The sequence below is a fragment of the Endozoicomonas sp. ONNA2 genome, from assembly GCF_024606365.1.
GTDB lineage: Bacteria > Pseudomonadota > Gammaproteobacteria > Pseudomonadales > Endozoicomonadaceae > Endozoicomonas.
Window position 1 is genome coordinate 1 of record NZ_JAHHPO010000552.1, and the last position, 12,251, is coordinate 12,251.

9 protein-coding genes are annotated in these 12,251 nt (G+C 49.9%); 2 read left to right on the forward strand and 7 right to left on the reverse strand.

Translation table 11 applies throughout. The features are described from left to right. Positions 1–81: 81 nt before the first annotated feature. Positions 82–732 (reverse strand): hypothetical protein, encoded by a 651-nt coding sequence (locus tag KDK14_RS09665; protein WP_257264890.1) that lies wholly within the window; start codon positions 730–732, stop codon positions 82–84. A 275-nt stretch (positions 733–1,007) separates the two neighbouring features. Between KDK14_RS09665 and KDK14_RS09670 the strand changes: the two genes are divergently transcribed. Both KDK14_RS09670 and KDK14_RS09675 read left to right on the forward strand, forming a co-directional pair. Then, a complete protein-coding gene (locus KDK14_RS09670) occupies positions 1,008–3,275 on the forward strand; it encodes a zinc/cadmium/mercury/lead-transporting ATPase (protein ID WP_257264891.1) in 2,268 nt (755 codons plus the stop codon). A 58-nt stretch (positions 3,276–3,333) separates the two neighbouring features. After that, a complete protein-coding gene (locus tag KDK14_RS09675; RefSeq protein WP_257264892.1) occupies positions 3,334–4,503 on the forward strand; it encodes a pentapeptide repeat-containing protein in 1,170 nt (389 codons plus the stop codon). A gap of 19 nt (positions 4,504–4,522) precedes the next feature. On the opposite strand, the gene KDK14_RS09680 is transcribed toward KDK14_RS09675, so the two are convergent. From KDK14_RS09680 to pstA, 6 genes are all read right to left on the reverse strand, one after another. Then, positions 4,523–4,876 (reverse strand): DUF4156 domain-containing protein, encoded by a 354-nt coding sequence (locus KDK14_RS09680; protein WP_257264893.1) that lies wholly within the window; start codon positions 4,874–4,876, stop codon positions 4,523–4,525. Positions 4,877–4,892: 16 nt separating this feature from the next. Beyond that, positions 4,893–6,407, reverse strand: a complete 1,515-nt coding sequence (locus tag KDK14_RS09685) for an HlyD family type I secretion periplasmic adaptor subunit (RefSeq protein ID WP_257264894.1) — start codon at positions 6,405–6,407, stop codon at positions 4,893–4,895. Positions 6,408–6,413: 6 nt separating this feature from the next. Next, positions 6,414–8,582, reverse strand: coding sequence for a type I secretion system permease/ATPase (locus tag KDK14_RS09690; protein WP_257264895.1), 2,169 nt, complete (start codon positions 8,580–8,582; stop codon positions 6,414–6,416). Between the two features lie 258 nt (positions 8,583–8,840). Beyond that, the gene (phoU, locus tag KDK14_RS09695; RefSeq protein ID WP_257264896.1) at positions 8,841–9,575 is read right to left on the reverse strand and encodes a phosphate signaling complex protein PhoU; all 735 of its coding nucleotides are present in this window, start codon (positions 9,573–9,575) and stop codon (positions 8,841–8,843) included. Positions 9,576–9,613: 38 nt separating this feature from the next. Further along, positions 9,614–10,492 (reverse strand): phosphate ABC transporter ATP-binding protein PstB, encoded by an 879-nt coding sequence (gene pstB, locus KDK14_RS09700; protein ID WP_257264898.1) that lies wholly within the window; start codon positions 10,490–10,492, stop codon positions 9,614–9,616. 5 nt (positions 10,493–10,497) lie between these two features. Next, positions 10,498–12,186, reverse strand: coding sequence for a phosphate ABC transporter permease PstA (pstA, locus tag KDK14_RS09705; protein WP_257264899.1), 1,689 nt, complete (start codon positions 12,184–12,186; stop codon positions 10,498–10,500). Positions 12,187–12,251: the final 65 nt, after the last annotated feature.

Genomic DNA, 12,251 nt, shown 5'->3' on the forward strand with positions numbered 1-12,251 from the left:
TGCGCGGGATGGTTGTTCAGGGCGTACAAGATTAGGCCTTTGTGCGGTGGGTGGGCTTAATGTCTACCTTGAGAGCACAGCCTACTGCTTGAGTTTATTTTCCTGGATGCTGAAAACTGCTTCAATATGAGGTCGGAGCATGGACCTTTTCTTTGGTAAAACCATAGACAAGGCAATATCCACACTGGAAAACTCACTTAGCTTGTTTTCCTGTTTTTGCATCTCTTTGATCTGGTCGAATGCATTTTCAAGGTGGACTTTTGCCCCATGGGTAGTTGCACCCTCGGCAGGAGTCGTATTCACGCAATAATTGCCATTAAAATCGTATGCCTCCATTCTTTCACCACTGGCATAGTTTATGGAGTTAAAGGCAGATGTTAACGAGGCACTGGCGAGAGTGGCAGGGTTTAATCCAGACGCGCCGTTTTGTATGCCATTAGTACTGAATTTCTCACACTCATCTATCAAGTCCTGAATCGAAGCAAAATATTTCATCTCCTTGATGCTTGCCATAAAGTCATCTGCAGTGGCAATGTCTGAACCAAGATCTATTTTTCGCTCCGCCAGTGAGGTCGTTGGTGTAGATTTCTCCCCCGGTGCTGCGGGTATCTGCCTGGTGGCCTCAGTGGAAGTCACCTGTTTATTGTCAGCTGTTTTACCCGGAGAGTCGGGCACACCTTCATTATTTGAAATAATCAATTGTGAGGAAGAATCTGTGGGATTAACGCTCATTATTTTTTCTCCTGATAACCTTTAGCCTTATTCAAAAATCCATTATTTATGATATTTAGCTTAGCAGTGGATTTCTCTGCGAAGCTGTTGCTGCAATACTCCACGTAAATCAAACACAGGTGTAAGCGCTGATACATAATAAGAAAGGATAAACCGAACAGACGCTCAATAATCGCATCATGTTACTGAACGATATGCATTTTCATGGCTTGACGCATCAGATGCATAAAATTATATTTATATAAAATTATTCTTATATTATTGTGAGTGAAGTCATGTCATCCTGCCCAGTAAGCCAAAGTACAAGCCCACCGAGTGACACAGTGAAAACGAGTGACACAGTGAAAATAAGCTGTACTGCATCTTCATGCTGCAGCAATAACACCCGATCAGAAGCTGCTACAAAAGAACATCAGACTTCTACAGTTTCCGGTGGTATGCAACTAAGCTGGACCATCACAGGCATGGACTGCCCAGGCTGTGCCACTAAAATTGAGAATGCTGTAAAAGGGCTCAATGGTGTTACTCAGGCTCGGGTCACATTCGCAACAGAGCGCCTGCTGGTAGCGGTTGAAAATCGGGCAGGCATCCGTGATGACATCCTTAAGACCCTGGGAGAACTGGGCTTTGCGGTTAAAGACGACGACGCTTCCAAAACGGCTGTTGACTGTTTCCTGAAAAAATACTGGCGCATTGTGTCACTGGCCTTATTTATGCTGATCGCAGTCTTGGTTCAGGGCGTCTTTCCCGTTGCTGGCAACGGTTTTTTTTATCTGGCCACGTTATGGGGGCTTTACCCTGTTGCCACCAAAGCATGGCAATCAGCCAGGAACGGCTCACCCTTTTCCATCGAAACCCTGATGACCACTGCTGCCACTGGTGCTCTGTTTCTGGGTGAAACCGTTGAAGCTGCCATGGTGCTTCTGCTGTTCATGATCGGTGAGCATATGGAAGCGTTTGCTGCCGGAAAGGCTCGGCAGGGTGTCCGAAAGCTGATGGCGCTGACACCGGAAACGGCTTGCCAGATTGACAAGTATGGGCATAAAACAGAGGTTTCTGCCCATACATTGACACCCGGAGACATCATCGAAATATTACCGGGCAGTCGTCTGCCCGTTGATGGTGAACTCTTGACGGCTAACGTTAGCTTCGATGAAAGTGCACTAACCGGAGAATCCGTCCCTGTAGAACATCACCCCGGCGAGCATGTGATGGCTGGCTCTCTATCGGTGGATCGGGTAGCCCGACTCAAGGTGATTTCAAAGCCCGGAGAAAGCGCCGTTGACCGTATAATCCGCCTGATCGAAGAAGCAGAAGAGCGAAAAGCGCCAGTTGAACGTTTTATTGATGCTTTTAGCCGCTGGTATACACCATTGATGATGTTTATGGCGGTACTGGTGGTTTTGGTTCCTCCACTGGCATTTGGCCAGCCCTGGATAGAATGGATTTATAAGGCACTGACGCTGTTACTGATCGCCTGCCCCTGTGCACTGGTGATCTCAACGCCTGCTGCTGTTACCTCGGCCTTGGCCAGGGCATCTCGCAATGGTGCACTGGTCAAAGGTGGTGCCGCCCTTGAGCTACTGGGTTCGGTAACAACGGTCGCTTTTGATAAAACCGGCACACTGACTGCAGGCAAGCCTGTCGTCACTCACATAACACCGTTTGATTATTCAACACCCAACCCGGAGCGAGAAGTCCTGAGACTGGCTGCAGCGGTTGAGTCAGGCTCAACACATCCACTGGCCAAAGCTATCGTAGCCAGGGCACTAGAGATGAATATCAGGCTCCCTGCCACTGGGGAGATTGAGGTCAAAGCCGGGCTGGGCGTTCAGGGCCAGGTTGAAGACAAAACGGTTGTTGTTGCCTCCCCACGATATTTACACGACAGTCTGACTGAAGGCGCTCAACAACAGCTGGAACAGCTTGAGGAGCAGGGGAATACCATTGCGGTAGTAACGGTTGAGGGGGATCTGGTGGGCTTTATTGCCTTGCGGGATGACCCAAGAACCGAGGCACCGAATGCCATCGCATCCCTTAAAGCCATGGGTATCAACAGTATCATGCTCACTGGTGATAATCCTCGAGCTGCGAAAACCATCGCCAGCCAATTGGGAATGGCATATCGCTCAGGTCTTTTGCCCGGCGATAAATCCGCAGAGATAGAGTCGTTGCGAAAACAAGGCCGGGTTGCCATGATCGGTGACGGTATCAATGATGCCCCGGCACTGAAGACGGCAGATATCGGCATTGCCATGGGATCGGGGGCCGACGTCGCTCTTGAAACTGCAGACTGTGCGCTTACCCATAACCGGGTGGCAGAACTCGCCGACCTCATCGAGCTTTCCCGGGCCACCATGAACGTTATCCGCCAGAACATTTTTCTGGCCGTGGGCAGTAAAGCTGTATTCCTGGTCACTACCCTGCTTGGCATGACCGGACTCTGGGTGGCTGTACTTGCCGACACGGGTGCCACAGCTCTGGTTACTGCCAATGCCCTTCGGCTGCTAAGAAACCGTTCGGGAAATACCAGGAAAGACTAAACCTTTCACCTATCCGGGCGACTCAGAATGAAATATGTTCGTCCGGAGATTTCCACCCGTGCCACAAAAACGACGCCCTTCGTCGAAGTCTTCAAAAAAGAAGTCTTCACAAAACAAGCAAGCTTCAGCAACGTCCGGTTACCACAACATTCTGGATACCGATGGGCTCAAAACCTCTGGTTTAACAGCCAATAACAGCGTTCTGGTAAAAAAAGGGGTTGGCAAGTATCAGATCCAAAAGACATCAGGCCCGGTACCTCAATTTGAGCAGGAAAAAGAGCAGGCTGGGCAACAGCGGGCATTGCTGGAAAGTCTTCACCCGGGATGGACCGCGCCGGATCAATCAAACTTTACCGGGTTGTCCCTGAACCACCGGGATCTGGAGCGCATGCGCTTTAAAAACAGCCGGATGAAACGCTGCAAATTCCGGTCCGGCAAACTGCGTGGCGTTTATTGGAAAAACTGTGACCTCCGTGGTGCCGATTTTCGCCACGCCGATCTGCGGGACTGCATTCTGGATGGCTGTAATTTGAATGGGGCTGACCTTCGCCACGCCAACCTGACCAACGCCAGAGTCATTGATACCGACCTCTCAGCAGCGAACTTTGATCATGCCATGCTGGATAAAGCGGTGATTGAGAACTGTGATATGATCGCACAAACCTTCCACAACAGTTTGTGCCGGGAAATACGTCTATACAACAGCCATATCATCCACGGATTCTTTGATAATACGGATTTCTCACACGCAGAGATTCAGGATATGGAGTTTCGTCACTGTACGCTAACCAAAACATCATTCAACCATGCGGCGATTAACAATACATCATTCAGAGGGTGTGAAAGCTTTGATGAGGGCCCCTCTTTTTGCGAGGCAACAATGAATGAAGTAACCATGGCTGACTGTGAACTGCAGTCTGTCAGTCTGGCCAATACCGAAATATCTCAGTGTGTCTGGGAACGTGTCAGTTTAACCCATGCCCAATTTGATAATACCGTATTCAATAAGGTCAGTTTTAATGAAGGTGTTTTCACCGACTGTTTCAGCGTGGAAAGTGCGCCAACATTTAACCATTGCCATCTGAATCATTGGCTCATCGAGCACACCGACCTGACCGATGCTCACTTCAGCAAGAGTTGTTTTATCGGAACCATCATAAAAGATTCAGATATTGAACAGTGGCAACTGGACAATACCCGAATCGCACCGGATACAATCATTGAGTAAGGCGGGAAATACCACTGATTCAGTTACATCGGTAAGCTTTTCCTACCGCTGTCGTATTGGTGGTACCTAATGAGCCATAGGCATTGGTGTTTTTCATGTCCTGAATGTAGACAACATTAGCACCGAGTTCATAAGCCTGATTTCTCAGCTCGTTTCTGGCACCGATAACAAGATTTTTATTGGAGGTAAAATCACCGGTAAACCAGTTCCCCTGGGAACCCACTATCTCGGCCAGAAACTGGCACTTACTGCTATCTGGCGGTTCATTAACCAACTCTACATTCATGGCTGCCGGTATCGGCACTTTTGCAGCACATCCGAACAACGCCAGAATACTGAAACTGCAGGCAACCAGCCTGAACGATTTTTTCATGTTATTCTCCTCCTGTTTATCTTTCTGTCAACGCATTCTGCCTGGCCCTGAGAATAGGCTTCAGCAGATAAGCCATCAGCGTCTTGTCCCCAGTGATAATGTCCACATTGGTTCTCATACCGGGAATAATCACCAGCGGTTTGTCTTCTGAGCCGACAAAGTTATTTGTTGTCTTGATTCGGACAATATAAAAGCTCTCGCCTTTCTCATCCTTGATGGTATCAGCACTTATGTGATCAACCTCGCCTTCCAGCCCACCATAAATAGCAAAGTCATAGGCCGTCAGCTTAACCATAGCTTTCATCCCCAGGCGCAGAAAACCAATGTCTTTTGGCTGAATTTGCGCCTCAATCATCAGGTTATCTTCCAGTGGGACAATCTCCAGCAGACTCATACCAGGCTGAACCACCCCACCCAGCGTAGTGACATGGATTTTCTTGACAATGCCATCCATGGGGGATCTGATCAGCGTTCGGTAGACCTGGTCTTCAAGCGCATGATTAGACTCACCCAACTGATCCAGATGAACTTCGGTTTCCTTGAGTTCCTGAACAATGTCAGCACGATATTCCTGAACAACCTCTTCTTTGCGTGACAGCGCCTCCTGATAGGCCGCTTTTAGCTTGGGAATACTCAGCTCAGTTTTTCGCTTTTGTGACTCCAGGTCATTCACCCGTTGTCTTAACTGGATCAATTCAACCCTGGAGACAACACCTTGCTCTGCCAGAGGAACGGTTAAACGAAGTTCATCCCGTCCCAGTCTGAAGCTGGTGGTCAAAAATTTCAGCTGATCTTTTGTGGTGGCTAACTCATGCTGAGCCTGAACAGCCTGCTCTTTGGCGACATTGAGTTCTGCAATGAAGCGGTCGGCACGCTGATAAAAAATGTCCCGCTCTCGTTTCGTATACGCCGGGTAGTCGTCCAGCTCAGCGGGGAAGCCCAATGTTTCACCAGACAACTCGGCTTTTAGTCTGGCCGCTTTGGCAAGCTCACTGTAATACTCAATGGCACTTTCCCGAAAGCTGGAAGAGAAACGGGTATCATCAAGTTGCATCAATGGTTGCCCGGATTGCACCCGTTGACCTTCCTTGACAAAAATTTCCTCCAGAATCCCACCTTCGAGATTTTGCACCACCTGCAACCGGGAGGATGGCATGACGATCCCCAACCCCCTGGTAATTTCATCCAGCCGGGCAACACTGGCCCAGGCAGTGGCACAAAACAGCGCCAGCAACATAGTGTATATCAGTAAACGGCCACCTTTTGGCGTTCTTATCAACACAGCGACATTGGTATCAGAGATATACTCCATATCCTCCGGTAACACTGAGTCTTCTATGTTCTCTGAAGAGGCCTTGCGCTTACCATCCTGAAATGTACTCTGCTTTCTATTATCAGCAAGGTTAAATTCCAGGTGTGACATATCCTGTTCTGACGCAGCCGACTTCTTTTTACGGCCTGCTGACGGTTCAGACTTAATGCCAGAAGCCACTGTCGAGCCGTTCACGCCCTTATCATCGCTGCTTCTCATGCCAGCTTATCCTATTTTGAGTTTGCCCTGCCTTAACGCCGCATGAACCTGTTCCTTGGGTCCATCCGCAATGACACGTCCACTGTCCATTACGATCAAACGATCCACCAGATCCAGCATTGAGGCTTTATGGGTAACCAATATCAACGTCTTGCCGCTACACCGGGTTTTCAGCTGCTCCTTCATTCGCAGCTCTGTGGTGTTATCCATAGCGCTGGATGGCTCATCCATCACCAGAATTGGTGGATTCATCAGCAGGGCACGTGCCAGGGCAATACTTTGTCGTTGTCCTCCCGACAGGTTTTGGCCACGCTCACCCACGATCATATCCAGCCCATTAGGATGCTTATTGGCAAACTCCGTTACGCCGGCAATTTCAGCCGCCTCAAGCAACTGGCTGTCTTCAACATGGTTTGCCCCCAGGGTTATATTGTCTTTGATTGAGCCGTAGAACAGTGTTATGTCCTGACTAACGCAACCAATACTGGAACGAAGGTCAGTGGGATTGATCTGTCTCAAATCAACACCATCAATCCGAACCGCGCCATCTCCCGGTTCATAAAGACCCAGTATTAACTTTTCGATGGTTGTCTTTCCCGAGCCAATCCGCCCGATAATCCCAACTTTTTCACCGGCCTTAATCCTTAGGCTGACCTCTCTCAAGGCTTGAACTTCCTGCTCGGGATAGGCAAAGTTAACGCCATCAAATTCAATACTGCCTTGCAGATGTGGACGATTCACATAGTCCCTGTCTTCATGGCGCTCGGTTGGCATGTCCATAATCTGATTCAGACCGTCCAGAGCCGATTTGGCCTGGTTATAGCGGGTTGCCAACCCGGCAATCTGTGCCATCGGTGCCAGACAACGGCCAGACAGCATAACCGAGGCAATCAGCCCCCCCATGCTCAACTCGCCTTCAGCGATCAGATAAACCCCAAGAATCACCATGCTGATATTCGCTATTTGTTGAACGTAGGCACTGAAACTGGTGGCAGAAGACGTGATCAGTTTGGTCTTGATGCTCCAGGTGGCAATATGGCTTACGGCTTTTTCCCATCGGTACTGAATATCACTTTCAGCCTGGGCAATTTTCAAGGCTTCCATACCTGAGAGGCTTTCAATTAATGTGGCATTTTTCTGCTGACTGGAACGCAATGTTTTTTCAACGGAGTTTTTCAGCGGTTCCTGAATGAAGAAACTATAAAGGCCAATGATAAACATCGCGATCAAAGGCACCAGAGCTACCGGCCCACCAAGCATAAATATTACGAAAAGAATGATACAGGTGAATGGCAGGTCAACCAGGGCGGTTACCGTTGAAGAAGTAATAAAGTCTCGAATACTTTCGAAATCCTGAAGGTTTTTGGCAAAGGAACCAACGGAAGCGGGCCTGGCCTTCATGCTTAACCCAAGAACCTGCTCCATGATGGCAGAAGAGAGCAAAATATCAGACTTTTTACCGGCCAGATCAATAAAGTAGCTGCGCACCATCTTCAGAATAAAATCAAAACTGAAAACAATAAACGCACCCATGGCCAAAACCCAGAGTGTATCGAATGCCAGGTTGGGAACCACCCGGTCATAGACATTCATAACAAACAGCGGGCTGGCAACCACAAAAATATTAATCAGCAGTGATGCCAGTAAAACATCACGATAAATTCTCCATGAACCCAGAATAGTTCCCCAGAACCAGTTCCTGGATTTAACCGTTAATTGCTGCCGGGTCCGACGATCATAACGATGCTTTTCACGGACATAGATGACATAACCACTGTAAAACTCATTTAATGTTTCAATACTGATTGTTTTCGCGCCCTCACCGATTTCCGGCATAATAATTCGAGCAGTGCCTTGTTCATGGTCAATGTCAGACAAAAGGCAGGCTTTACGCTTTTTCATTAACAAAACGGCAGGAACAACCAGTGAAGATATTTCTGCAATCTCTCTTTTATTAATTTTACAAGCCAGGCCAGCTCGCTCAGACGCTCTGATAAATACTTCGGCTGTAAACTGACCATTTTCCAAAGGCAGTCCAGCCTTTAACGATTCCCGTGAATAAGGATTTCCGTAATGGCGGGTTAGCAAGGCCAGGCATTCAAGAAGGTCATCGCTGCCGGGGGGTTGTTTATCAGGGATATCCCAGCCGTCATGCATGGTACTGGAGTGATTCATAGCTACCTGCTGATTGTTTCATCCGTGTTTTCTTACAAGAGATTGATTCAGAAACAAACAACATGATTGCCTGAAAGGTATTAATATCTAAAGATTAGCGCAAAATAAAAAATGGCTGATTGAAAATATCGGGGAAATATAAATTTAAAAAAAATTTAAAAAAAATTTAAAAATTAAAAAGGGGAATTTAATCCCCGAACCATTTAAATTAAAACACAGTCAAAAAATACGATTTCATTTGGTTAACTACTTACGGCCTCAATCATCCAACGGCTGATCAAACACCTCTTCCTGCATCCGCTTAAGACCAATGTGTCTGACATCCTTTCCTTTGACCAGGTAAATAACGTATTCCGCAATATTTCTGGCATGGTCACCAATGCGCTCCAGGGAGCGTAATACCCACATGATATTCAAAACACGGGTAATGGAGCGGGGATCTTCCATCATATAAGTGACCAGTTCCCGGGTAGCACTTTTATACTCCCGATCCACCGCCTTATCCTCTTTGGCCACCGCCAGGGCCTGCCCTGCATCAAAACGGGCAAAGGCATCCAGGGCATCCCGGGTCATCTGCCGGACATGGCTGCCAATATGACGGGTCTCAATATAACCTCTGGGCGCCTCCCCCTGTTCCGACAGTTTTATGGCGAACCGTGCAATTTTGGCCGCCTCATCCCCAATGCGCTCCAGGTCCGAGGCCACTTTGGTGCACGCCAGAACCAGCCGTAAATCGCTGGCGGCTGGTTGGCGACGGGCAAGAATTCTGGAACATTCCTGATCAATGGACGTTTCCATAAAGTTGATGGAGGTGTCTTTTTCACAGACCACAGCGGCCAGGTCACTGTCGGCATTGATCAGTGACTCAATGGCATCACTGACCTGCTTTTCAACCATGCCGCCCATGGACAACAGTTTATTTCGTAGCTCTTCCAGTTCATGGTTGAACTGCCGGGAAATATGGTGGGTGAGCAAATCGCTTTGGTTAGCCATGAGTTTTCCTTCGGGGCCGCTGAAATTCAGGAAGAACCTCAGCCATAACGGCCGGTAATATAGTCTTCAGTCTGTTTCTTGCGGGGGTTGGTGAACAGTCTGTCGGTGTCACCATACTCAATCATCCGCCCCATATACACAAACGCGGTGTAATCTGACACGCGTGCCGCCTGCTGCATGTTATGGGTGACAATCACAATGGTAAACCTGGTCTTCAACTCATTGATCAACTCTTCAATTTTCAGGGTAGAGATGGGGTCGAGCGCCGATGCAGGCTCATCCAGAAGCAACACTTCAGGCTCCACCGCAATGGTCCGGGCAATGACCAGACGCTGCTGCTGACCACCGGACAGGCCCAGGGCACTTTCATGGAGACGATCTTTCACTTCATTCCAGAGCGCCGCCCCTTGCAGCGCCCACTCCACAACCTCATCCAGCACCCGCTTTTTATTAATACCCTGGATTCTCAGGCCATAGGCAACATTTTCATAAATACTCTTCGGGAATGGGTTGGGCTTTTGGAACAGCATCCCCACCCGACGACGAAGATCAGCCACATTGACGGATTTCCCGTAGATATTTTCTTGCTCACCGCCAGCATTGGTGAGCAGTATCTGCCCATCCACACGACAGCCATCCACCAGATCATTCATCCGATTCATACTGCGCAGCAGCGTGGATTTACCACAGCCCGAAGGGCCAATAAACGCCGTTACACGCTTTTGCGGGATCTGCATGGCGATATCAAACAGCGCCTGCTTTTCACCATAGAACAGGTTCAGACCAGATACCGCCATACTGGTCGGCTCATCTTCAAGACTCAGTACAGAACGGCCAGGTGACTCAGGATTAACAGCCCCGGAAAATCCGGAAAGCTGTTCAGCACGACCAGGGTGCACAGACGCGTCGGCAGACATCGTATTCAGTCCTCAAGGCTCTTGTATTTTTCCCGCAACCGGTTACGAATAGCAACGGCGGACAGATTCAGCACAGCAATAACCATCACCAGCAGCAATGCAGTGGCGTACACCAGGGGCCGGGCGGCTTCCACGTTCGGACTCTGGAAACCCACATCAAAAATATGAAAGCCCAGATGCATGAACTTCTGGTCAAGATGCAGATAGGGGTAGTTACCATCGAGCGGCAAGCCGGGAGCCAATTTAACCACACCCACCAGCATCAGTGGTGCTACTTCACCTGCAGCACGGGCAACCGCCAGGATCAACCCCGTCATCATGGCCGGACTGGCCATGGGCAGCACCACCCGCCAGAGCGTTTCCGCCCGGGTAGCACCGAGGGCCAGACTCCCCTCCCGAACGGAGCGGGGAATGCGGGACAGCCCCTCTTCCGTGGCGACAATCACCACCGGAAGGGTCAGCAGCGCCAGGGTGATGGATGCCCATAATAGCCCTGGCGTACCAAAGGTGGGTGAGGGCAGAGCCTCGGCAAACAAGAGTTGATCGATTTTTGCACCGGCAAAGTAGATGAAAAAGCCCAGACCAAAGACCCCGTAAACAATGGAGGGAACCCCCGCGAGGTTATTGACAGCCACCCGGATGGCCCGGGTCATCCAGCCCTGGCTGGCGTACTCCCGCAGATAGACGGCAGCGATGACACCGAAAGGCGTCACCATAATGGACATCAGAATCACCATCAGGATGGTACCGAAAATGGCGGGAAATACGCCACCTTCGGTATTGGCCTCCCTCGGGTCATCCAGGATGAACTCACCGACCTTGTCAAAGTAGAAGCCGATTTTGTCGGTCAATGACAGGGTATTGGGCTGATAGGCACGAACCACTTTACTGACAGGCTGTTCCAGGGTCTGTCCATCCACGGTTCTGGCCACAAACCGGTCACGGTTAAACGCCCGGTAAAGATCACCCAGTCGGGTTTCCAGCTGCTGATATTGTTGATTCAGCCGTTTCCGTTCAGCCTGAATCTGTGCCCGGCGAACAGGGTCCATATCACCGCTCAACTCCAGACGACGCTCGGCCAACCGTAACTGCTCTATTTCCGCATTAATTGAACCAATGTCGTGCTTTTCAATCTGGTAGATTGCCTGATAAATCGCCAGCGCCCGATCCAGACGCTCCTGGAAAACGGTCCAGGCCGATTCACCGCTGGCGACGGTGACGCCCGCCTCTTGAACCGACTCGAGGAAACCGTAGAAGTTGCCCCACTCCCGACGCTCAAGCACCATGATATCTTCCGGGTACTGGCGGTTACTCAGCCACTCATTAACGATCCAGACAAAGTCAGCACCACTGAGGTCCCGATTGCCCTGCTTTAACAGATCACGGGTATACAGCGCCTGCCCATCGGCCACTTCCAGGCCGGACGACGCCAGGCGGGACCCGGGGACCTCTTCACTGTCGGTCATTTCTCCGGCGACTATCCTGATGGCCTGCCCGGGGGGCTGGTAATCCGCCACCATGACCTGGCCCGGCCAGAAGTGCCCCAGCCCGCGCACCGCAATCAACCCCAACAGCCCGATCACCAGAACCAGACTGATAGCAACCGCACCGGCATTCAGCCAGACCCAGGGTGCGCCACTATTAATCCATGCACCAACAGAACGTTTACCAGAGCTTTGAAGAGTATTATTCATGGCCATTTCCCGGGAGACTGTCCGAGAATAGACTGCCCTGCGCGGCAACTGCTCCTGCAGCCATG